Source organism: Cupriavidus nantongensis, assembly GCF_041726985.1.
GTDB classification, from domain to species: Bacteria; Pseudomonadota; Gammaproteobacteria; order Burkholderiales; family Burkholderiaceae; genus Cupriavidus; species Cupriavidus nantongensis_A.
In genome coordinates, this window is the sequence record NZ_CP168303.1 from 2,827,365 (window position 1) to 2,848,699 (window position 21,335).

Annotated in this window: 20 protein-coding genes; 6 read left to right on the forward strand and 14 right to left on the reverse strand. The window is 66.6% G+C overall.

The features are described from left to right. The 5 genes from ACEI37_RS24295 to purB all read right to left on the reverse strand — a co-directional run bounded on the left by ACEI37_RS24295 (position 1) and on the right by purB (position 5,270). On the reverse strand, positions 1-1,392 hold the full coding sequence (locus tag ACEI37_RS24295) for a class I SAM-dependent methyltransferase (protein WP_373378485.1): 1,392 nt from the start codon (positions 1,390-1,392) through the stop codon (positions 1-3). Positions 1,393-1,742: 350 nt separating this feature from the next. Continuing rightward, positions 1,743-2,333: a YceI family protein gene (locus ACEI37_RS24300; RefSeq protein WP_062801692.1), complete on the reverse strand. Its 591-nt coding sequence runs from the start codon at positions 2,331-2,333 to the stop codon at positions 1,743-1,745. 75 nt (positions 2,334-2,408) lie between these two features. Next, positions 2,409-2,990, reverse strand: coding sequence for a YceI family protein (locus tag ACEI37_RS24305; protein ID WP_373378486.1), 582 nt, complete (start codon positions 2,988-2,990; stop codon positions 2,409-2,411). 66 nt (positions 2,991-3,056) lie between these two features. Then, a complete protein-coding gene (locus ACEI37_RS24310) occupies positions 3,057-3,611 on the reverse strand; it encodes a cytochrome b (RefSeq protein ID WP_116337823.1) in 555 nt (184 codons plus the stop codon). Positions 3,612-3,893: 282 nt separating this feature from the next. Further along, positions 3,894-5,270, reverse strand: a complete 1,377-nt coding sequence (purB, locus tag ACEI37_RS24315; protein ID WP_373378487.1) for an adenylosuccinate lyase — start codon at positions 5,268-5,270, stop codon at positions 3,894-3,896. A gap of 365 nt (positions 5,271-5,635) precedes the next feature. On the opposite strand from purB, the gene ACEI37_RS24320 reads away from it, so the two are divergent. Further along, positions 5,636-6,250, forward strand: a complete 615-nt coding sequence (locus tag ACEI37_RS24320) for a glutathione S-transferase C-terminal domain-containing protein (RefSeq protein ID WP_373378488.1) — start codon at positions 5,636-5,638, stop codon at positions 6,248-6,250. 62 nt (positions 6,251-6,312) lie between these two features. Here the strand turns inward: ACEI37_RS24320 and mnmA are convergent, their stop codons facing one another. Together mnmA and ACEI37_RS24330 are read right to left on the reverse strand one after the other, a co-directional pair. Further along, complete coding sequence (gene mnmA, locus ACEI37_RS24325; RefSeq protein WP_373378489.1) at positions 6,313-7,398, reverse strand: tRNA 2-thiouridine(34) synthase MnmA; 1,086 nt, start codon at positions 7,396-7,398, stop codon at positions 6,313-6,315. After that, positions 7,395-7,886 (reverse strand): NUDIX hydrolase, encoded by a 492-nt coding sequence (locus ACEI37_RS24330; protein ID WP_373378490.1) that lies wholly within the window; start codon positions 7,884-7,886, stop codon positions 7,395-7,397. Before ACEI37_RS24330 ends, mnmA begins: the two co-directional genes overlap by 4 nt. A gap of 246 nt (positions 7,887-8,132) precedes the next feature. Here ACEI37_RS24330 and ACEI37_RS24335 point away from each other — a divergent pair, with 246 nt between their 5' ends. The 5 genes from ACEI37_RS24335 to ACEI37_RS24355 all read left to right on the forward strand — a co-directional run bounded on the left by ACEI37_RS24335 (position 8,133) and on the right by ACEI37_RS24355 (position 12,925). Beyond that, positions 8,133-9,254 carry a Re/Si-specific NAD(P)(+) transhydrogenase subunit alpha gene (locus tag ACEI37_RS24335; RefSeq protein WP_373378491.1) on the forward strand — a complete coding sequence of 374 codons (1,122 nt, stop codon included), beginning with the start codon at positions 8,133-8,135 and terminating at the stop codon, positions 9,252-9,254. A gap of 57 nt (positions 9,255-9,311) precedes the next feature. Continuing rightward, positions 9,312-9,674, forward strand: coding sequence for an aspartate 1-decarboxylase (panD, locus tag ACEI37_RS24340; protein WP_373378492.1), 363 nt, complete (start codon positions 9,312-9,314; stop codon positions 9,672-9,674). Positions 9,675-9,838: 164 nt separating this feature from the next. Then, on the forward strand, positions 9,839-10,180 hold the full coding sequence (locus ACEI37_RS24345) for an NAD(P) transhydrogenase subunit alpha (RefSeq protein ID WP_035817213.1): 342 nt from the start codon (positions 9,839-9,841) through the stop codon (positions 10,178-10,180). Continuing rightward, positions 10,180-11,655 carry an NAD(P)(+) transhydrogenase (Re/Si-specific) subunit beta gene (locus tag ACEI37_RS24350; protein WP_373378493.1) on the forward strand — a complete coding sequence of 492 codons (1,476 nt, stop codon included), beginning with the start codon at positions 10,180-10,182 and terminating at the stop codon, positions 11,653-11,655. Before ACEI37_RS24345 ends, ACEI37_RS24350 begins: the two co-directional genes overlap by 1 nt. Before the next feature lie 223 nt (positions 11,656-11,878). Then, the gene (locus tag ACEI37_RS24355) at positions 11,879-12,925 is read left to right on the forward strand and encodes a two-component system response regulator (RefSeq protein WP_373378494.1); all 1,047 of its coding nucleotides are present in this window, start codon (positions 11,879-11,881) and stop codon (positions 12,923-12,925) included. Between the two features lie 25 nt (positions 12,926-12,950). Here the strand turns inward: ACEI37_RS24355 and ACEI37_RS24360 are convergent, their stop codons facing one another. From ACEI37_RS24360 to leuS, 7 genes are all read right to left on the reverse strand, one after another. Continuing rightward, the gene (locus ACEI37_RS24360; RefSeq protein WP_373378495.1) at positions 12,951-14,204 is read right to left on the reverse strand and encodes a class I SAM-dependent RNA methyltransferase; all 1,254 of its coding nucleotides are present in this window, start codon (positions 14,202-14,204) and stop codon (positions 12,951-12,953) included. 63 nt (positions 14,205-14,267) lie between these two features. Next, on the reverse strand, positions 14,268-14,873 hold the full coding sequence (locus tag ACEI37_RS24365; RefSeq protein ID WP_373378496.1) for a 2-hydroxychromene-2-carboxylate isomerase: 606 nt from the start codon (positions 14,871-14,873) through the stop codon (positions 14,268-14,270). A gap of 47 nt (positions 14,874-14,920) precedes the next feature. Next, complete coding sequence (locus tag ACEI37_RS24370; protein WP_035817206.1) at positions 14,921-15,343, reverse strand: CopD family protein; 423 nt, start codon at positions 15,341-15,343, stop codon at positions 14,921-14,923. A 141-nt stretch (positions 15,344-15,484) separates the two neighbouring features. Next, a complete protein-coding gene (locus tag ACEI37_RS24375) occupies positions 15,485-16,765 on the reverse strand; it encodes a glutamate-5-semialdehyde dehydrogenase (RefSeq protein WP_373378497.1) in 1,281 nt (426 codons plus the stop codon). 181 nt (positions 16,766-16,946) lie between these two features. Further along, positions 16,947-18,005 carry a DNA polymerase III subunit delta gene (gene holA / locus ACEI37_RS24380; protein ID WP_373378498.1) on the reverse strand — a complete coding sequence of 353 codons (1,059 nt, stop codon included), beginning with the start codon at positions 18,003-18,005 and terminating at the stop codon, positions 16,947-16,949. Positions 18,006-18,023: 18 nt separating this feature from the next. Then, positions 18,024-18,539: an LPS assembly lipoprotein LptE gene (gene lptE, locus ACEI37_RS24385; RefSeq protein ID WP_373378499.1), complete on the reverse strand. Its 516-nt coding sequence runs from the start codon at positions 18,537-18,539 to the stop codon at positions 18,024-18,026. A 46-nt stretch (positions 18,540-18,585) separates the two neighbouring features. Further along, positions 18,586-21,207: a leucine--tRNA ligase gene (gene leuS, locus ACEI37_RS24390; protein ID WP_373378500.1), complete on the reverse strand. Its 2,622-nt coding sequence runs from the start codon at positions 21,205-21,207 to the stop codon at positions 18,586-18,588. Positions 21,208-21,335: the final 128 nt, after the last annotated feature.

The following is a 21,335-nucleotide window of genomic DNA, read 5'->3' on the forward strand; positions in this document are numbered from 1 at the left end:
TCAGTCAATGGTGGCTTCCGCGAAGACGTTGACCCCGGTGCTGTCGACGTAGACGCGGTGCGAATGCGAGTGCTCGGGCAGCAGTTGCGCCATGCCGGCATCGTCGCGGTAGATCAGGTACCACTCGAGCAGGTGCTCCATGCCGAATTTCTCCGGATTGTCGGCATGGACATTGGTCACCAGGATCTGGCCGCCGGAGCGCGAGCGCGAGGCGAAGTACGACAGCAGCCGGGCGCAGACCTTGTCCGACAGGTAGTCGAACAGGCCGGCGCAATAGACCGCGTCGAATTCACGTGCGGCGGCATCGTCCGGGGAGATGCGACGCTTGAGCAGCTCGTGCACCGACTGGTGCACCATCTCGACGGAAAACTTGTTGCCGGCGCTTTGGGCCGAGCGCTCGATCGACTTGCGCGTGTATTCAAGCGTTTCTTCGCTGAAATCGACCAGCTGGAACGACAACAGCTCCGGATTCGGGTATTCGCGCACGAAGCGCTGGATTTCGAAGGCGGGGCCGCAACCGACATTGAGCACCCGGAACGGCCGCCCGGCGGCGCGCGCGCGTTCGGCCTGGCGCGTGAGGAAATCGATCAGCAGGTCGATGCGGTTGCGGTGCGCGGTCGCCACCGCCGCCTTCAGGAAGGCGGTATTGACGATCTGGAAGTAGGTGGTCGGACCTTGCTGCGGATCGCCCAGGATCTGGTTCACCATTTCGTAGTCGCCGGCATAGCCAAGCGGCTTGGTAAAGGTGCGGTAGACAAACGGCGCGCGCAGCAGCAGCGGATGCAGCGCCGACTGCGCGTAGGTGCGGTGCACCGGTGCGATTTCTGCGTCCACGCGCTGGGCCTCGCCCTCGAGCCAGTCCAGGTAGGTCTTGGTCTTGGCCATGATCGGCGTGGCCAGCTCGTAGAAGACGTCCTGGCGCAGCTTGCCTTCGGTCTTGGGCAGCGACTCGGTCAGGTCGACCTGCTCGACCCAGCGCGACACTTCGGACAGGAAGGCGCGCATCTCGTTGACCACGATCTGGTAGTCGCGCCGGATGTTGAAGCGCGTGTCCCAATCCTGCACGAACAGCTCGGCCTCGCGCGCGACCGACTTGGGTTCGTTGTTGAGATCGGACAGTTCGCGCCACTCGTCGATCAGCGTCAGCGACACCACCGCGGTCAGGCCGGTGTTCACCAGGCTCATCACCACCGCCTTGCCGAGATACGCGTTCTTCGCGCCCATGCGGACGCTGAGCTCGCTCAGCACCTCGCTGACCTGCACGATCGAATACGGGTTGTAGATTTCCATCACCAGAGACTTTCTCTGGAGATTGATGATCGTGCCCCGCACCTGCTCGCCCTGCGAGTTGCGGAAACTAACTACCGGATCGATTTGCGTTTTGGAGTACACGGTATAGCGCCAGGGAAAACCGGGAAACGCTGCGGGCCATACAGCCAGGGCAGAACGGCCGGGTACAGCACGAGGGGCGAGGAGGTCGCGGGAATGGCTACCGGTATCGGGTCATGCAGCGAATGCTCATAGTGATGCGCTCTGGCCAGTTGCGGGCATGGCTGCCCCCCGCCGTGGCAGGAGTCGCAATACCCCGGATCATGGTGGATTGCCGCGGGCCATTGTACTGTGCCCGTCGCAACTCGCACAACAAAGTGCCGTGGCGGCCCCCTCGTATGGTGCAATACAACAAAAAGGCCGGCATGAGCCGGCCTTCACTACGGTCTTGCCCGCCGCAGCGGGCCGCGCGCTCAGTCGGCGCGCACGCCTTCCACCTGGATAGCGAGCTTGACCTCGGGCTTGAAGCCCATCTTGACGCCATAGTCCAGCCCGAAATCGGTCCGGTTGAACTGGCCCACGGCGTCGGCGCCGCAAGCTTCGCGCTTGAGCATCGGGTGCTGGATGCACTTGAATTCGCGGATTTCCAGCTTGACCGGCTTGGACACGCCGCGCAGCGTCAGCACGCCGTCGACTTCGGTCGGCACGTCGCCCTTGAACTTGGAGAACTTGCCCTTGTAGGTGGCCTCGGGGAAGGCCTGGACGTCGAACATGTCCGGGCCCTTGGCGTGCTGGTTCAGCTTGGCATTGCCGAAATCGATCGAAGCCGGGTCGATGTTGACCTCGACCGAGCCTGCCTTGGCGGCGCGGTCCAGCGTCACCACGCCGCTGGACTTGTCGAACTTGCCGCGCCAGGTCGACAGGCCGCCCAGGTGGTCGGCCTCGAAGCTGGGGTAGGTATGGGTCGGATCAAGGTTGTACGTCACGGTATTGGCCGAAGCCACGCCGAAGGCGGCGGTTGCGGAAACGGCCGCGACGGCGGCAACGAGGGAACGCAGTTTCATGGTGTCTCCCGACAAATCAGGGTTGGGATGGAGCGGTTCAGGTAAGTCCTGGGGTACGTCAGCGGAATGCCGGCCTTACTTCCTGGCCAGCACGATACGGAATTTGATCTGGACGTCGTCGGCGACCACGGAGGTGTCCTTCCATTCGCCGTCGCCGATATTGAACGCGGTGCGCTTGATCGGCAGCGCGCCCTCGAACACCTGCGCGCCGCCCTCCTGGCGGTAGGTGGCGGGCACCACCACGTCCACGGTCTTGCCCTTGATGGTCAGCTTGCCGGCCACGTCGTACTTGCCCGGCGTGCCGTTCTTGATGCTGGTCGACTGGAACACCGCCTTGGGGTATTTGGCGGCGTCGAACCAGTCCTTGCCCTTCACTTCCCTGGTGGTCTCGGCATCGCCGATCTCGAAGCTGGCCACGTCGATCTCGATCTTGGCCGTCGACGTCGCCAGCTTGGCCGGGTCGAAGCTGACGTTGGCGTCGAACTTCTTGAACTTGCCTTCCATCGGCACGCCGATCTGGCGCGCCACCGCGGTGACCGAGCTTTTGGCGGCGTCCACCTGGGCCCACGCCAGGTTGGCGGCGATGCCGGTGGCGGCCAGCACGGCGGCCAGGGTGGCGCGGAGAGTGGCCGAGCCGCGGCGGGAATTGCGTTTCATCTGTAAAAACTCCTGTCAGGGACGGCGCAGGCGCGCCGCGGAACGAAAATGGTGGGCGCGCCAGGCTCAGCGCAGGAACGGCAGCATCCGTCCCAGCGTGCCGTCGCGGTCGACAAACTGGTGTTTCACCGCCGCCGCCGCATGGACAACGACCACCGCGGCCATCAGGTAGTTCAGCCAGATATGGGTGAACTTCAGCACATCCTTCAGCGCATCGCTTTTCTCGATCAGCGCCGGCATCTTCCACAGGCCCAGGTAGACCACCGGCACACCCGCGGCCGAGCTGTACAGGTAGCCGCTGATCGGCACGATCACGATCAGCAGGTACAGCAGGTGGTGGGCCCCGGCTGCCGCCCTGGCCTGCCACGCCGGAGTACCGGGCGCGACCGGCGGCGCGGCGTGGGTGGCGCGCCACAGCACGCGCAGCACGGCAATGGCGAAGATCGTCACGCCCAGCCACTTGTGCCACGAATACAGCTTGAGCTTGGTCGGCGTCAGTCCCGGAATGCCGGTCATGTACAGGCCCAGCCCGAACGCGGCGAATATGGCCAGCGCCACCAGCCAGTGCAGGGCAATCGCAGTAGCACCGTAGCCGGCGGGGGCAGTGGCGGTAGAACGCATCGGATTCCTCTTGCCCGCGGCAGGGGCGTTTCACAATTTTGGGGAAGGCAACGGCCGGATCCACCCGCCCGTGCACTGACGATTCTCGCATTATTGCGAGCGGATGTGCGCCGGTGCAGGACAGTCCTTCATTAAGTTATTCAAATGCTTTGAAGCGACATTCTGGCGCAGGCGTCACAACGGCGCACCGGCTGCGGTCTGGCCTTCCGAAAAAAGCAAAAAAGCCATCCCGCGGGATGGCTTTCCACTACCGCCGCCGGGCTGGCAGCTCGGTAGGTGGCGTCAGATACGCTCGGCGAGCGTCACGGCCTTGCCGATATAGCTGGCGGGCGTCATCTCCAGCAGCAGCTTCTTGGCGTCGTCGGGGATCGCCAGGCCGTTGATGAAGGTTTGCAGCGCTTCGCGCGAGATGCCCTTGCCGCGGGTCAGCTCCTTGAGCTGCTCGTACGGATTGGGCACGCCAAAGCGGCGCATCACGGTCTGCACCGGCTCGGCCAGCACTTCCCAGCAGTTGTCGAGGTCTTCGTCCAGGCGCTCGGGGTTGGTCTCGAGCTTGCCCAGGCCGCGCAGGCAGGCCTCGTAGGCCAGCAGGCTGTAGCCGAAGGCCACGCCGATATTGCGCAGCACGGTCGAGTCGGTCAGGTCGCGCTGCCAGCGCGACACCGGCAGCTTCTCGGACAGGTGGCGCAGCACCGCGTTGGCCAGGCCGAGGTTGCCTTCCGAATTCTCGAAATCGATCGGGTTGACCTTGTGCGGCATGGTCGACGAGCCGATCTCGCCGGCCTTGGTCTTCTGCTTGAAGTAGCCCAGCGAGATATAGCCCCAGACGTCGCGGTTCAGGTCGAGCAGGATGGTGTTGGCGCGGGCGACCGCGTCGAACAGCTCGGCCATGTAGTCGTGCGGCTCGATCTGGATGGTGTACGGGTTGAAGGTCAGGCCCAGGCGGGTTTCGATGACCTGCTTCGAGAACGCTTCCCAGTCGAACGCGGGGTAGGCCGACAGGTGGGCGTTGTAGTTGCCCACGGCGCCGTTCATCTTGCCCAGCAGCTCCACCTGCTCGATGCGCTGGATCGCGCGCGCCAGGCGCGCGGCCACGTTGGCCATTTCCTTGCCGAGCGTGGTCGGGCTGGCCGGCTGGCCATGGGTGCGCGACAGCATCGGCTGGGCGGCATTGAGCCTGGCCAGCTCGACCAGGCGTGCGTGCACGCGCTTCAGCGCCGGCACCACCACGCCCTCGCGCGCGCCTTTGAGCATCATGCCGTGCGAGGTGTTGTTGATGTCTTCCGAGGTGCAGGCGAAGTGGATGAACTCGCTGGCGGCTTCCAGTTCGGCGTTGCCCTTGACCTGCTCCTTGAGCCAGTACTCGACCGCCTTCACGTCATGGTTGGTAACCGCCTCGATTTCCTTGATGCGGGCGGCGTCGGCCTCGCTGAACTTGTCGACCAGCGCCAGCAGCGCAGCCTCGGACGCGGCCGAGAACTTCGGCATGTCGGGCAGGCCGGCCTGCGCCAGCGCGATCAGCCAGTGCACCTCGACCTTGACGCGGTTGCGCATGAAGGCCGCCTCGGACAACCATTCGCGCAGCGCATCGGCCTTGGCGGCGTAACGGCCATCGATCGGGGACAGGGCGGTGAGCGGCGAAAGCGAGGAGGAGGTCATGCTGGAAACCGGGAAAGGGAGGAATAGAAGAAGGCGAACAAGGGGCGCCGCGGGGGCTGGCGCCTGCAGCGCTGGCGGCGCTGGCGAGCTACCGACGGGGCGATGCGCCCGTCACGCCGCATCGGCGGGCGGCCGACGCTGCGCAACGCGCGATTTTACCACCCCTGCCCCCGCTCCGGGCAGCGGCAAAGCGCGGCCGCGGGGCATCGGTGCGCGAGCCCGCATTCGCCATGCGCCGCGGGTATACTCGCGCACGCCGTTCCAGTAGCCTGTTATGAAGTGCATCGGGCAAGCCATCGCTGCCTCCCCGCCGCCGCGTTGCCACCGAGCGACGATGCACTTCATAACAAGCTCAAGGGGAGAACATGAAGCTGTATGCATCCCGGACCAGTCCCTACGCGCGCAAGGTGCGCGTGGTGATGGCGGAGAAGAAGATCGAGTGCCAGCTGATCGAAGAGGACGTCTGGTCGCCTGAAACCCGTATCGGCCAGTACAACCCGCTGGGCAAGGTGCCGTGCCTGGTGATGGAAGACGGCGGCGCGATCTTCGATTCGCGCGTGATCGTCGAGTATGTCGACACGCTGACGCCGGTCAGCCGGCTGATCCCGCAGGGCGGGCGCGAGCGCCTCGAAGTGCGTTGCTGGGAAGCGCTGGCCGACGGCCTGCTCGACGCCGCGCTGCTGGTGCGCCTGGAGGCGACCCAGCGCGAGCCGCACGAGCGCAGCGAGCTCTGGGTGCAGCGCCAGCGCGGCAAGATCGACGCGGCACTGGTGGCCATGGCGCACGGCCTGGCCGACCGCCCGTTTTGCACCGGCACGCATTACTCGCTGGCCGACGTGGCGGTGGGTTGCGCGCTGTCCTACCTGGACTTCCGCTTCCCGGAGATCGCCTGGCGCGAACGCCATCCGAATCTGGCCGTGCTGGAAGAAAAGCTGTCGAAGCGGCAGTCGTTCATCGATACCGAGCCGCCACGCGGCTGAAATCCTGCCCGGCCAGAAAAAACACCCGCTCGCGCGGGTGTCTTTTCGACTGCGGCGCGCGGCTACTGGATGATCCCGCCCCCCAGGCAGACATCCCCGTCATACAGCACTGCCGACTGCCCGGGCGTGACCGCCCATTGCGGCTCGGCAAACGCCAGCGTCAGCGCCTGCGCGTCGACCGCCTGCACCGTGCACGCGGCATCGCTCTGGCGATAGCGGGTCTTGGCCGCCATCGCCGCCCCCGCGGCAGGCGGCTCGCCGGCCACCCATGACAGGTCCGACGCGGTCAGCACCGGCGTCAGCAGCCACGGATGGTCGTGGCCCTGCACCACGTAAAGCGTATTGTTCGCCATGTCCTTGCGCGCGACATACCAGGCATCGCCGTTGCCGTCGCGGCTGCCGCCCAGGCCGATGCCCTTGCGCTGCCCCAGCGTGTAGAACGCCAGGCCGATATGCTCGCCGACCACCTTGCCCTCGGGCGTCTTCATCGGCCCCGGCTTGGTGGGCAGGTAGCGGTTCAGGAAGTCGCGGAACGGGCGTTCGCCGATAAAGCAGATGCCGGTCGAATCCTTCTTCTTCGCGTTCGGCAGGCCGATCTCGGCGGCGATCTCACGCACCCGCGTCTTCGGGATCTCGCCCAGCGGGAACAGCGTTCGCGACAGCTGCGCCTGGTTCAGCCGGTGCAGGAAGTAGCTCTGGTCCTTGGTGTGGTCCAGCGCCTTGAGCAGCTCGAAGCGGCCGGCCGGGTTCTGGCGCACGCGCGCATAGTGGCCGGTGGCGATGGTTTCCGCGCCCAGCGACATGGCATGGTCCAGGAACGCCTTGAACTTGATCTCGGCATTGCACAGCACATCCGGATTGGGCGTGCGGCCGGCCGAGTATTCGCGCAGGAAGTCGGCAAAGACGCGGTCCTTGTATTCGGCGGCGAAGTTGACCGCCTCGACGTCGACGCCGATCAGGTCGGCCACCGAGACCACGTCGAGCCAGTCCTGGCGCGTGGAGCAGTATTCGCTGTCGTCATCGTCTTCCCAGTTCTTCATGAACAGGCCGATGACCTCGTAGCCCTGCTGCTTGAGCAGCCACGCGGTGACCGACGAGTCGACCCCGCCGGACATCCCCACCACGACACGCTTGGCGGCACCGCTCACGACTGCGTCCCCGCTTGCAGCACCGACGGGTGCGTGTACAGCGCGTCCAGCGCAAAGCGCTTGCCGGCCAGGTAGTCGTCCACGCACGCCATGACCAGCGGCGAACGATGCCGTTCCGGGCACGCGCGCAGCTCGTCGGCGCCCATCCAGATGGTGCGCACGATGCCGGTGTCGAGCTGGCGGCCGGCGTCGAGCGAGCCGAGGTCGCCGGTAAAGGCAAAGCGCACGTAGGTCACGTCGCCGCCGGTGCGCGACGACAGCGAACGCCCCATATAGCAGCCCAGCAGCGCGCGCGGCTCGAAGGTATGGGCGGTTTCTTCCAGGGTTTCGCGGATCACGGCGCGGATCAGGCTTTCGCCCGGATCCAGGTGCCCGGCGGGCTGGTTCAGGCGCAGCCCGTCGGCGGTTTCCTCTTCCACCAGCAGGAACCGGCCGCCGCGTTCGATCACGGCGGCCACGGTCACGCTGGCATTCCAGTCACTTGACATGATGCTCAATTTTTAGGCAATCCCGCATTCTACCGGTTGCGAGCCCATCGTGCAGCGCCGTGCGGGGCACCGGCACCCCTCGTTCCAGGCCGGGCAAAAGCCGACCAACCGGTCACCATTGGAAGTCAGATTCCTGTAAGCTGCGGAAAAATTGTGCGCTGCGGCTTAACCCGATCCGGCGGCGCGCACGGGCCAGACGTCGGTCCGTCCAACCAGACAAGACGCCAGCTAAAGGAGAAATCGACGATGTACATCGGCATCCCGCAGGAGACGCGGGCCGGCGAGACTCGCGTCGCCGCCACCCCGGAGACCGTCAAGAAATACGTCGCCCAGGGCCACAAGGTCGTGGTGCAGGCCGGTGCCGGCCTGAACGCCAGCCAGCCCGACGGCGCGTATGAGGCGGTCGGCGCCACCATCGGCAGCGCCGCCGACGCGCTCGGCGCACAACTGGTGCTGAAGGTGCGCGCGCCCGATGCCGCCGAACTGGCGCAGATGAAGCCCGGCGCGGTGCTGGTGGGCATGCTCAATCCCTTCGATGCCGAGAACAACGCGCGCATGTCGGCCGCCAACATCACCGCCTTCGCGCTCGAAGCAGCGCCGCGCACCACGCGCGCGCAGAGCATGGACGTGCTGTCGTCGCAGGCCAATATCGCCGGCTACAAGGCCGTGCTGGTGGCCGCGCACCACTACCAGCGCTTCATGCCGATGCTGATGACCGCCGCCGGCACCGTCAAGGCCGCGCGCGTGCTGATCCTCGGCGCCGGCGTCGCCGGCCTGCAGGCGATCGCCACCGCCAAGCGCCTGGGCGCGGTGATCGAAGCCTCGGACGTGCGCCCCGCGGTCAAGGAGCAGATCGAATCGCTCGGCGCCAAGTTCCTCGACGTGCCGTTCCTGACCGACGAAGAGCGCGAGATCGCGCAGGGCGTAGGCGGATATGCGCGCCCGATGCCGCCGGACTGGATGAAGCGCCAGGCCGAGCTGGTGCACCAGCGCGCGCTGCAGGCCGACATCGTCATCACCACGGCTCTGATCCCGGGCCGCAAGGCGCCGGTGCTGCTGCAGGAAGCGACCGTGGCGCAGATGAAGCCGGGCTCGGTGGTGGTCGACCTGGCCGCCGCGCAGGGCGGCAACTGCCCGCTGACGGTGGCCGACCAGGTGGTCAACCACAACGGCGTGATCCTGATCGGCCATACCAACCTCGCCAGCATGGTCGCGGCCGACGCCTCGGCGCTCTACGCCCGCAACGTGCTGGACTTCCTCAAGCTGGTCGTCGACAAGGACGGTCAGTTCACGCTCAACCTCGAAGACGACATCGTCGCCGCCTGCCTGATGTGCAGGGACGGCCAGGTCGTGCGCGAGGCGGCGTAACTCCAACGGGCGCAGCGCGCCCACTGCTTTCGCTTCAGATATAAGGACGTATCACCCATGCAACGCATCATGCTCCGCGCCAAGCTCCACCGCGTCACCGTGACGCAGGCGGACCTCAACTACGAGGGTTCGTGCGGCATCGACCAGGACCTGCTGGACGCTGCCGACATGAAGGAGTTCGAGAAGATCGAGCTGTACAACGTCAACAACGGCGAGCGCTTCTCCACCTACATCATCAAGGGCGAGCGCGGCAGCGGCGAGATCTCGCTGAACGGCGCCGCCGCGCGCCGCGCGCACCTGGGCGACCAGCTGATCATCTGCACCTACGCGCCGATGACGGACGAGGAGATCGCCACGTACAAGCCGAAGGTCATCCTGGTGAACGAGAAGAACGGCATCAAGGAAATCAAGAAGATTTGAGTATCAGCCCCTGAGGGGTTGCTCCCCTCTCCCGCAAGCGGGAGAGGGTGCCGCCACCGGCCATTCAAGAGCCACCGGCCGTTGGCGTGCGCACCGTCATACTGCAAAGAACAATCACAGCAACACGCAGCATCCCGGTTTCAAAAGCAACGGAGGAGAAGTCGATGGAGATGGTGAACCACACGGTGATCAACCTGATCATCTTCGTGCTGGCGATCTACGTGGGTTACCACGTGGTCTGGACGGTCACGCCGGCCCTGCATACGCCGCTGATGGCGGTAACCAACGCGATCTCGGCCATCATCATCGTCGGCGCCATGCTCGCCGCGGGCCTGACAGAAGGCGGCGTCGGGCGCGTGATGGGCACGCTGGCGGTGGCATTGGCGGCGGTCAATGTGTTCGGCGGCTTCCTGGTGACCCAGCGCATGCTGGAGATGTTCAAGAAGAAGGAACCGAAGGCCAAGGCGCCCGAGGCCAAGCCGGCACTGGCCAAGGAGGGCGCGTGATGGCGGGCCTTGTCAGCATGAACCTCGTCACCCTGCTCTACCTGGTGGCCTCGGTCTGCTTTATCCAGGCGCTCAAGGGGCTGTCGCACCCGGCCTCGGCGCGCAAGGGCAATGCCTTCGGCATGATCGGCATGGCCATCGCGGTGGTCACTACGCTGGTGCTGATCGTCAAGCTGAAGAACGATTTCCTCGCGGCGGGCACGGCCCAGTCGTCGGTGGGCACCGGCATCGCGCTGATTTTCGCGGCGCTGGTGGTCGGCGGCGGCATCGGGGCCTACGTCGCGCGCAAGGTGCAGATGACCAAGATGCCGGAACTGGTCGCGGCGATGCACTCGTTGATCGGCCTGGCGGCGGTGTTCATCGCGGTGGCGGCGGTGGCCGAGCCGGCGGCGTTCGGCATCAGCCCGGCCGGCTCGCACCTGATCCCGCTGGGCAACCGCATCGAGCTCTTTATCGGCTGCTTCGTCGGCGCGATCACGTTCTCGGGCTCGGTGATCGCGTTCGGCAAGCTGGCCGGGCGCTACAAGTTCCGCCTGTTCCAGGGCGCGCCGGTGGTGTTCGCCGGCCAGCACATGCTGAACCTGGCGCTGGCGGTGGCCATGGTCGGCTTCGGCATCGCGTTCTTCATGACGCAGGAATGGCTGCCGTTCCTCGTGATGCTGGCGATCGCCTTCGTGCTGGGCGTGCTGATCATCATCCCGATCGGCGGGGCCGACATGCCGGTGGTGGTGTCGATGCTGAACTCGTACTCGGGCTGGGCGGCGGCGGGCATCGGCTTCTCGCTGAACAACCCGATGCTGATCATCGCCGGCTCGCTGGTGGGTTCCTCCGGTGCGATCCTCTCGTACATCATGTGCAAGGCGATGAACCGCTCGTTCTTCAACGTGATCCTGGGCGGTTTCGGTGGTGAGGCTGGCGCGGGCGCTGCGGCGGGCGCGCAGGCGCAGCGCAACGTCAAGTCGGGCTCGGCGGACGACGCCGCCTTCCTGATGGGCAATGCCGAGACCGTGATCATCGTGCCGGGCTACGGCCTGGCGGTGGCACGGGCCCAGCATGCGCTGAAGGAACTGACCGAGAAGCTGTCCGAGAAGGGCGTGACCGTGAAGTACGCGATCCACCCGGTGGCGGGCCGCATGCCGGGGCACATGAACGTGCTGCTGGCCGAGGCCGAGGTCCCGTACGACCAGGTCTTCGAGATGGAAGACATCAACAGCGAGTTCGGCCAGGCCGACGTGGTGCTGGTGCTGGGCGCCAACGACGTGGTCAACCCGGCGGCCAAGACCGATCCCAAGTCGCCGATCGCCGGCATGCCGATCCTGGAGGCGTACAAGGCCAAGACCATCATCGTCAACAAGCGCTCGATGGCCGCCGGCTACGCCGGGCTGGACAACGAGCTGTTCTACATGGACAAGACCATGATGGTGTTCGGCGACGCCAAGAAGGTGGTTGAGGACATGTTCAAGGCGGTCGACTAAGGCCCCGCAGCCGGTCCGGTCCGCGCCGCCGGGGCGCGGACCGTCGTCCTTGCCCGCGGGCCCTGCTGGAACAAGGGCTGGCCCCCTTTCACGGCCAGCGGCAGGCGACCCCGGCCGCAAGGCGTGCCTTGCAAGGCAGCCGTGGCGCGCTATACTGGCCTGCGAATACGCACGCTGGCTTGCCACTTGCGCCACGCCTGTGCCAACCCCTGCCCGCCGCTCCATGACCTTCAATCCGCACGACAGGAATCTGTCGGTCTTCCATCACCCGGTCCTGACTGTCCTTGTGGATGACAGCAAGTCCTTCATCGACAGCCTGGCGTTCCAGATGGATGCCGCGCGCGGGGTGATCACCTTCACCGATCCGCGCGAGGCGCTGCAGTGGATCCGCGAAGCCTACGCCACCCGCTTCCCGGGCTTCCTGCCGGTGCGCGTGACCCACGACGACCTGACCTTCCTGACCGAGCGCCGCACGGTCCAGCTCGACATCGACCGCATCTACCGCCAGATCCACGACGTCAACCGCTTCCTGCAGCCCGGCGTGGTGGTGGTCGACTATTCGATGCCGCAGATGGACGGCCTGGAATTCTGCCAGGCGCTGCAGGACCTGCCGTGCAAGACCATCCTGCTGACCGGCACCGCCGATGAAAGCATCGCCGTGCAGGGCTTCAACCACGGGCTGATCGACCGCTATGTGAAAAAGCACGACAGCAATATGGTGGAGCGGCTCGACCAGGAAATCGAGGCGATGCAGCAGTCGTACTTCGCCACGCTGTCGCGCACGCTGCGCGAGCTGCTGACGCGGCATTCGTTCTCGTTCCTGTCCGATCCGGCCATGACCGAGCGCGTGCGCCAGCTGACCACGCGCTACGGCTTTGTCGAGTACTACCTGTATCCCAATCCCGCCGGCATCCTGCTGCTGACCGCACAGGGCCACGCCACCCTGATGGTGATCGAGACCCGCGCCGGGCTGATGACGCAAGTGGAGTCGGCCGAGGCCTACGATGCCCCCGCCGCGCTGATCGAAGGCCTGCGCGAAGGCCGGCTGGTGCCCTTCTTCTGGCCCGGCAACGGCATGTACACGCCGGCCTGCGTCGATTGGGAACAATACTGCCTGCCGGCCGAGCGCTGCGAAGGCCGGGAAGAGTTCTTCTATGCGCTGTTCGACCTGCCGCGCCACCTGCTGCAGGAGCCGGTGGTCAGCCTGCAGAGCTTCCTGGCGGACTTCAGCCGCAATCCGGACGCACTGACGGGGCGCAAGCGCCCCTGACGCCACAACGCCGCCGCGGCCGGGGTCAGTCCGCCTGCGGCGCCCGGTTGGCGCCGCGCACCATGTCGAAACGGAACAGCCGGCACTCGATATTGCCGTTGTAGAGCGGCGTGCGGCGCGATTCCTTCAGCCGCAGGCGGCGCGGGAAGCCCAGGTCGCCGGTGAACACCCACGCCTGCCAGCCGGCGAAATGCTGTTTCAGAGTGGTGGCAAAGGCGCTGGCGAACTGGTTGGCGGCGGCCTCTTCGACCTCGTCGCGCGGCTGTTCGTCTTCCGGTGCGCGGCGCTGTCCGCGCACCGCGATACGCTCGCCATACGGCGGATTCATCAGCAGCAGTCCCGGCTCGTCAAATGGCGGCTGCACGAAGCGCGCGTCGACCTGCTTGGTGCGCGCCTCGCCCGGCAGGCCGGCGCGTTCCCAGTTGGCGCGCGTGATCGCCAGCATGTCGGTGGAAATGTCGGAACCTACCACCTGCAGTTCATCGGCCGAGGCCAGCATGCGCGCGCGCTGGGCGTCCGACTTCAGCTTCTGCCAGGCCTTGGTATCCATGCCCTTGAGCCATTCGAAGGCAAAGCTGCGGCTGCCGCCCGGCGCGATCCCCAGCGCCACCTGCGCGGCCTCGACCAGGAAGGTGCCGCTGCCGCACATCGGGTCGTAGAAGGGCCGGAAGGTCTGGCCCGGCACCCAGCCCGCCAGGCGCAGGATGCCGGCCGCGAGGTTTTCCTTCAGCGGGGCCTCGCCCTTCTCGGTACGCCAGCCGCGCTTGAACAGCGGCTCGCCGCTGGTGTCGAGATACAGCGTGCAGTCGCGCTCGGTCAGGTGGGCGTAGATGCGCACATCCGGGCTCACGGTATCGACGCTGGGCCGGGCTCCCAGCCGCTCGCGCATGGCATCGCAGACGCCGTCCTTGACCCGCAGCGCGGTGAAATTCAGGCTGCGCAGCGGCGACTTGTGCGACGTAATATCCACGCGCAGCGATTCGTCGGGCGAGAACCACTGCTCCCAGCGCACCCCGCGCGCCAGCGTGTAGATGTCGTCCTCGTGCCGGTAGCCGCGCGCGGCCACGCGCAGCAGCACCCGGCTGGCAATGCGCGAATGCAGGTTGACCGCATAGGCGGCGGCCATCTCGCCCGAGAAGTTGACGCCGCCCGGCACTTCCTGGTGCACCGTGAACGGCGCCAGCGCGGCCATGCCCGGCATCGCGGCGATCTCGCGCAGCTCTTCGGCGAGCGCGCTCTCCAGGCCGCGCGGGCAAGGGGCAAAGAAGGCTTGGGTCATGAGAGGGATTCCTGCAAACAAAAACGTCCGCCGTGGCGGACGGGGAAGTATCGGTAGCTTAGTTCAGGCCGCGGCCAGTGCGCGGTCGAGAAAATCGAGGCGGTCCTGCCCCCAGAACGGCTCGCCGTCGAACACGTACCACGGCGCGCCGAACACGCCGGCCGAGATCGCCTCCTGCGTGTTCTGTGCATAGGCGGCCTGCACCGACTGGGCCTCGCTCGCCTTGAGCAGGCCGGCGCCATCCAGGCCGGCCTCGTCGGCGATCTGCGCCAGCGTGGCGGCATCGGCGATATTGCGCTGCTGTGCCCACACCGCGGCGCCGATCGCGCCGGTCAGTGCCATCGCGCGCGCGGTGCCGTGCGCCAGTTGCGCGGCAATGATCAGCTTGCTGGCGGCGTCGCCGGACACCGGGAAAAACGTCGGCTCGACGTTCAGCGGGATGTTCAGGAACGCGCTCCAGCGCCTGAGCTCGACCAGCCGGTAAGCCTGTCGCTGCGGCGGGCGCTGCGCCAGCGGCAGCCCGCCGGAGACCGAGAACACTTTGCCGAGATCGCACGGCTTCAGGTTCACCTGCGCGCCGTGGCGCGCGGCGATGGCGCTGAAACGGGCATGGCCCATGTAGACGTACGGCGATTGCGGCGTCAGGTAGTAGTCGACCAGCTTGCTCATGTTGGTATCCGAGACGGAATCAGGCAGCAATATAAAAGAGGTCAGCCTCAGAACGGCTTGACCACGACCAGGATCACCACCGCCAGCAGCACCAGCACCGGCAGCTCGTTGAACCAGCGATAGAACTTGTGCGAGCGCGCGTTGCGCCCCGCCTCGAACTTGCGCAGCAGCACGCCGCAGCCGTGGTGGTAGCCGATCAGCACCAGCACCAGCGCCAGCTTGGCATGCATCCACCCCTGGCCTGCGCCGCGGCCGATGCCGTAGCCCAGGTACAGCCACAGCCCGAACACCACCGCCGGCACTGCCAGCATGGTCATGAAGCGGAACAGCTTGCGCGCCATCAGCAGCAGGCGCTGCGTGCTGGCGGCATCGGTTTCCATCGCCAGGTTGACGAAGATGCGCGGCAGGTAGAACAGGCCGGCGAACCACGAAACGACGAAGACGATATGCAGCGCTTTGACCCAGAGCATCGGTACCTGATGACGTTCTTGTTTTTCGACAACTTCCAAATTCGACTGTCATTCCCGCGTAGGCGGGAATCCAGCGTCGTTCAAAGTCACTGGGTTCCCGCCTGCGCGGGAACGACGGGCAAATACCTCAGGACGCCGGCCTTACGTCCGGATCTCGCCGTGCCCGAACACCACGTACTTGAGCGAGGTCAGCCCTTCCAGCCCGACCGGGCCGCGCGCATGCAGCTTGTCGTTGGAGATGCCGATTTCCGCGCCCAGGCCGTACTCGAAGCCATCGGCAAAACGGGTCGAGGCGTTGATCATCACGCTGGCCGAATCGACCTCGCGGATAAAGCGCATGCCCGCCGAGTAGTTCTCGGTGATGATCGAGTCGGTATGGTGCGAGCCGTATTCGTTGATATGCGCGATGGCTTCATCGAGGCCGGCGACGGTCTTGATGGCCAGGATCGGGGCCAGGTATTCCAGGCGCCAGTCTTCCTCGGTGGCATCGACCAGGCCGCCGAAGCCCGCCGCCTCCAGCGTGGCGCGGGTGGCCGGGCACACGCGCAGCTCGACACCCTTCTGCTGGTAGATGCGGCACAGCGGCGGCAGCGCCGCGGCGGCGATGTCCCGCGACACCAGCAGGGTCTCCATGGTGTTGCACGGCGCATAGCGCTGGGTCTTGGCGTTGTCGCAGACGCGTACGGCCTTGTCCAGGTCGGCCTCGGCATCGATATAGACGTGGCAGATGCCATCCAGGTGCTTGATCATCGGCACGCGCGCCTCTTCCATCAGGCGCGCGATCAGGCTCTTGCCGCCGCGCGGCACGATCACGTCGACATATTCGGTCATGGTGATCAGTCGGCCGACCGCGGCGCGGTCGGTGGTCTCGATCACCTGCACCGCCTCGGACGGCAGGCCGGCAGCGGACAGGCCCTCGGCCACCAGCGCGGCCAGCGCGGTGTTGGATTCGATCGCCTCGGACCCGCCACGCAGGATGGTGGCGTTGCCCGACTTCAGGCACAGCGCGGCGGCGTCGATGGTCACGTTGGGGCGCGACTCGTAGATGATGCCGATCACGCCCAGCGGCACGCGCATCTGGCCCACCTGGATGCCGGTCGGACGGAACTTCATGTTCGAGATCTCGCCGATCGGGTCAGCCAGCGCGGCGATCTGCTCCAGGCCCGCGGCCATGGTGTCGATGGCCTTGTCCGACAGCGTCAGGCGGTCGACGAAGGCGGCGTCCTGGCCGTTGGCGCGGGCACGCTCGACGTCGCGCGCGTTGACGGCCTTGAGCTTGCCGGCATCGCGGCGGATCGCCGCGGCAATGGTCAGCAGCGCACGGTTCTTGTCGGCGGTGGAGGCACGCGCCATCGCGCGCGACGCGGCGCGGGCCTGGCGGCCGACGCGGTCCATGTATTGGTTGAGGTCGAACTCGGTCATGTCAGTGGCCGGGGGAAGGCCGTCAGTATGTGTGTTCCTCCCCTCTCCCGCGCGCGGGAGAGGGGTTGGGGGAGAGGGCCAGTGCTGCGACGGGCGATATCGCAAGCTTCACCGCCTGCCCTCTCCCCCGGCCCCTCGCCCCCAAGCGGGAGAGGGGAGCAAACATTCAGGGAGCAAACATTCAGCGCGCAATCATCAGCGCCAGCTGCTGCAAGCCGTCCCACGGCTCGGCCGGCAGCGGCGCGACGCCTGACGGCGGCAGGTCCTGCAGGCCCTTGACCTGGCGGTCCAGCCGCGCGGCCAGCGCCAGGGCTGCGTCCAGCCGTGGCTGCGACAGGCGCTGCGCGGCCTGCGGCACCAGCCGCTCGCGCGGGCCCCAGACGCGCAGTTCGCGCATCAGCACGCCCGCCGGCTTGCCCGCCGCCAGCCCTTGCCGGACCTTGGATAATACGCGAATTTCCTCGGTCAGCGCCCACAGCACCAGCACCGTGGCCTCGCCCTCGCCGCCCAGCCCTTCGAGCATGCGCACCAGCCGCGGCACGTCGCCAGAGAGCATCGATTCCGACAGCTTGAACACATCGTAGCGGGCCACGTTCAGCACCGCGTCGTGGACCTGGTCGAAGCTCAGTTCGCCGGGCGGGTACAGCAGGCCCAGCTTCTGGATTTCCTGGTGCGCCGCCAGCAGGTTGCCCTCGACCTTGTCGGCAATGAACTGCAATGCGAGCCGGCCCGGCTCACCGCCCTGCACGCGCTGCTGCTGCAGCGCCAGGCGCTCGCCGACCCACGCCGGCAAGCGGGTGCGGTCCACGGTGTCGACCTTGATCGACACGCCGGCGCCTTCCAGCGCCTGGAACCAGGCCGACTTGGACGCGGCAAAGTCCAGCCGCGGCAGCGTCACCAGCATCACCACGTCGGGCGACGGCTGTGCGGCCACCGCGCGCAGCGCCTCGCCGCCGTCCTTGCCGGGCTTGCCCGAGGGAATGCGCAGCTCGACGATCTTGCGGTCGCCGAACAGCGACATCGACTGCTGCGCCTCGACCAGCCGGCCCCAATGGAAGCCGCGCTCGGCCACCAGCACCTCGCGTTCGGAAAAGCCGGCTTCGCGCGCCGCCGCGCGCAGGCGGTCGACCGCTTCCAGCACCAGCAGGTGTTCATCGCCGTGCACCACGTACAGCGGCGCCAGCCCCTTGGCCTTGGCCTGGCGCAGGTGCGCGTCGAGCCCGTCGAGCTTGAGCTGCATGCCGTCAGCCGTGCTCGCTCAGATCGCCTTGACGGCGGCCAGCCGGCGCATCAACTGCTGCACGATGTCGCGCTGCATGTCGCGGTACAGCTGCTGCTCTTCGTAGTCCTTGGCCAGCGTATTGGCTTCGTTGTAGGTCAGGTCGCGCGTCAGCACCAGTTGCGACGGCGGGATCAGTTCCTTGCCGGCGGGATCGCGCAGGCGGAAGGTGAAGCGCTGGGTCAGGCGGTATTCGCGCACCACGCCCTCGGTCGTGATCGACAGGATCGACTTGGTGCGGGTGTCCTGCAGCACGTCCAGCAGCGCGTCGGCCTCTTTCTGGTCCGCCACCACCTGGGTGTCCGAGCCGCCGCGGATGGCGCGGCGCAGGTCCGCGCCCATCAGCGAGTTGGGCGGGATGCCGATATACAGCCGCTTGAAGGCGAAGTCCGAGTTGCCGCGCAGATGGAAGCCGCAGCCGGCCAGCAGGCCCGTGGCCGGCACTGCCAGCAGGGCCGCGAGCAGCTTGCGGCGTCCCAGGTTCAGTCGCTTCATGGTTGGCGATTCCTTTGAGTCAGGTTCCGGCGGGCCGACGGCAATGTCAGAGCACCACGTTGACCAGGCGGCCAGGCACCACCACGATCTTCTTCGGCGCCTTGCCTTCGGCAAACTTGGCCACGGTGTCGCTGGCGGCGGCAGTGGCCTCGATCGCGGCGCGGTCGGCGTCGGCGGGCACGGTGATGCTGCCGCGCACCTTGCCGTTGATCTGCAGCACCAGCTCGATCTCGCTGCGCACCAGCGCGGCTTCATCGACCTGCGGCCACGGGGCGTCGAGCAGGTCGCCGGCCTCGGCGGCATAGCCCAGCTGCTCCCACAGGCCATGGGTGATGTGCGGCACCACCGGGTACAGCACGCGCAGCAGGATGCCGAAGCACTCGCGGCGCGCCGCCGGCGACGCGGTCTTGGCGTCGTCCAGCGCGTTCAGCATCTTCATGGTGGCGGACACCACGGTGTTGTACTGGATGCGCTGGTAGTCGTAGTTGGCCTGCTTGAGCACGCCGTGGATCTCGCGGCGCAGCTCGGCATCGTCCGCGCCCGGCGCGCCGGCGGCACCGTCGCGGATCGCGGCGGCGTTGGCATAGCCGTAGTTCCACACGCGGCGCAGGAAGCGCGACGCGCCCTCCACGCCCGAACCGCTCCACTCGAGCTGCTGCTCGGGCGGCGCGGCGAACATCACGAACAGGCGCGCGGTGTCGGCGCCGTACTGGTCGATCAGCGCCTGCGGGTCGATGCCGTTGTTCTTGGACTTCGACATCTTCTCGACCCCGCCGATTACCACCGGCTGGCCGTCGGCGATCAGCGTGGCGCCCACCGGGCGGCCGCGCTCGTCGGTCTGCAGGTCGACCTCGGCCGGGTTGTACCAGGTCTTCTTGCCCGACGCGTCTTCGCGGTAGTAGGTCTCGTTGAGCACCATGCCCTGGGTCAGCAGGTTGGTGAACGGCTCGTCGAACTTGACCAGGCCCAGGTCGCGCATCACCTTGGTCCAGAAGCGCGCGTACAGCAGGTGCAGGATCGCGTGCTCGATGCCGCCGATGTACTGGTCCATCGGCATCCAGTAGTCGTTGCGGGCATCGACCATGGTGGCCGCGTCCGGGCAGGTATAGCGCATGTAGTACCAGCACGAATCGATGAAGGTATCCATCGTGTCGGTCTCGCGGCGCGCGGGCTTGCCGCACGACGGGCAGCTGCACTGCAGGAAGCGCGGATCCTTGGCCAGCGGGTTGCCGGTGCCGTCCGGCACCAGGTCTTCGGGCAGCACCACCGGCAGGTCCTGCTCCGGCACCGGCACCACGCCGCAGCTGTCGCAGTGGATCAGCGGGATCGGCGTGCCCCAGTAGCGCTGGCGCGAGATGCCCCAGTCGCGCAGGCGCCAGGTGGTCTTCTTCTCACCCAGGCCCATCGCGCCCAGGTCGGCGGCAATGGCTTCCACCGCGGCCTGGTAGCCCAGGCCGTCGTACTTGCCGCTGTGGACGCAGGTGCCGTTTTCCTTGTCGGCATACCACTCCTGCCACGCTTCGGTCGAGTACGGCTGGCCCTTGACGTCGATCACCTGCCTGATCGGCAGCTTGTACTTGTTGGCGAAGGCGAAGTCGCGCTCGTCGTGCGCGGGCACGCCCATCACGGCGCCGTCGCCGTAGCTCATCAGCACGTAGTTGCCCACCCACACGTCGACCTTGTCGCCGGTGAGCGGATGCACCACCTGCAGGCCGGTCGGCATGCCCTTCTTCTCCATGGTCGCCATGTCGGCTTCCATGACCGATCCGTGCTTGCATTCGTCGATGAAGGCGGCCAGTTCGGGGTTGTTCAGCGCGGCGTGCGTGGCCAGCGGGTGCTCGGCGGCGACCGCGCAGAAGGTCACGCCCATGATGGTGTCGGCGCGCGTGGTGAAGACATAGAGCTTGCCGTCGTTGATCGCCTTGCCATCTTCGCCCGGGATGTCATGGGTAAACGCAAAGCGCACACCCACGCTCTTGCCGATCCAGTTCTGCTGCATCACCTTGACGCGCTCGGGCCAGCCCAGCTGGTCCAGGTCGCCCAGCAGCTCCTGCGCATAATCGGTGATGCGCAGGTAGTACATCGGGATCTCGCGCTTTTCGACCACCGCGCCCGAGCGCCAGCCGCGGCCGTCGATGACCTGCTCGTTGGCCAGCACGGTCTGGTCGACCGGGTCCCAGTTGACGGTGCCGGTCTTGCGGTAGGCGATGCCCTTTTCCAGCATCTTCAGGAACAGCCACTGGTTCCAGCGGTAGTAGTCCGGGCTGCAGGTGGCAACCTCGCGCGACCAGTCGATCGCCAGGCCCATCGACTGCATCTGCTTCTTCATGTAAGCGATGTTGTCGTAGGTCCAGGCGGCCGGCGCCACGCCGTTGTTCAGCGCGGCGTTTTCCGCCGGCATGCCGAACGCGTCCCAGCCCATCGGCATCAGCACGTTGTTGCCGTTCATGCGCAGGTAGCGCGCCATCACATCGTTGATGGTGTAGTTGCGCACGTGGCCCATGTGCAGCTTGCCCGACGGGTACGGCAGCATCGAGCAGGCGTAGAACTTGGGCTTTTCCTTGCCGTCGGGCCCGGCTGCATGCTCCGACACGCGATAGGCGTCGATGGCTTGCCAGTGCTGCTGGGCGGCTTGTTCAACGGCGGAAGGAAGGTATTTGTCTTGCATGGTCGGGACAGCGGTCAAGGACAGCGTCTGCGCGGCAACTGGCCTGCCGGCATCCGGGAAGATTCGTTCGAAGGAAAGCGGCGGGCGCCAGTCTGGGCGCCCGCCCGGCGTGCAATGCTAAAGCAATC

Coding starts and splice junctions, on each gene's coding strand:
- ACEI37_RS24350 (WP_373378493.1), top strand. CDS start 10,180: ATGGCGGGCCTTGTCAGCATGAACCTCGTCACCCTGCTCTACCTGGTG.
- holA (WP_373378498.1), bottom strand. CDS start 18,005: ATGCAGCTCAAGCTCGACGGGCTCGACGCGCACCTGCGCCAGGCCAAG.
- lptE (WP_373378499.1), bottom strand. CDS start 18,539: ATGAAGCGACTGAACCTGGGACGCCGCAAGCTGCTCGCGGCCCTGCTG.
- ACEI37_RS24305 (WP_373378486.1), bottom strand. CDS start 2,990: ATGAAACGCAATTCCCGCCGCGGCTCGGCCACTCTCCGCGCCACCCTG.
- ACEI37_RS24310 (WP_116337823.1), bottom strand. CDS start 3,611: ATGCGTTCTACCGCCACTGCCCCCGCCGGCTACGGTGCTACTGCGATT.
- panD (WP_373378492.1), top strand. CDS start 9,312: ATGCAACGCATCATGCTCCGCGCCAAGCTCCACCGCGTCACCGTGACG.
- ACEI37_RS24355 (WP_373378494.1), top strand. CDS start 11,879: ATGACCTTCAATCCGCACGACAGGAATCTGTCGGTCTTCCATCACCCG.
- ACEI37_RS24365 (WP_373378496.1), bottom strand. CDS start 14,873: ATGAGCAAGCTGGTCGACTACTACCTGACGCCGCAATCGCCGTACGTC.
- leuS (WP_373378500.1), bottom strand. CDS start 21,207: ATGCAAGACAAATACCTTCCTTCCGCCGTTGAACAAGCCGCCCAGCAG.
- ACEI37_RS24330 (WP_373378490.1), bottom strand. CDS start 7,886: ATGTCAAGTGACTGGAATGCCAGCGTGACCGTGGCCGCCGTGATCGAA.
- ACEI37_RS24375 (WP_373378497.1), bottom strand. CDS start 16,765: ATGACCGAGTTCGACCTCAACCAATACATGGACCGCGTCGGCCGCCAG.
- ACEI37_RS24370 (WP_035817206.1), bottom strand. CDS start 15,343: ATGCTCTGGGTCAAAGCGCTGCATATCGTCTTCGTCGTTTCGTGGTTC.
- ACEI37_RS24345 (WP_035817213.1), top strand. CDS start 9,839: ATGGAGATGGTGAACCACACGGTGATCAACCTGATCATCTTCGTGCTG.
- ACEI37_RS24300 (WP_062801692.1), bottom strand. CDS start 2,333: ATGAAACTGCGTTCCCTCGTTGCCGCCGTCGCGGCCGTTTCCGCAACC.
- ACEI37_RS24335 (WP_373378491.1), top strand. CDS start 8,133: ATGTACATCGGCATCCCGCAGGAGACGCGGGCCGGCGAGACTCGCGTC.
- purB (WP_373378487.1), bottom strand. CDS start 5,270: ATGACCTCCTCCTCGCTTTCGCCGCTCACCGCCCTGTCCCCGATCGAT.
- ACEI37_RS24360 (WP_373378495.1), bottom strand. CDS start 14,204: ATGACCCAAGCCTTCTTTGCCCCTTGCCCGCGCGGCCTGGAGAGCGCG.
- ACEI37_RS24320 (WP_373378488.1), top strand. CDS start 5,636: ATGAAGCTGTATGCATCCCGGACCAGTCCCTACGCGCGCAAGGTGCGC.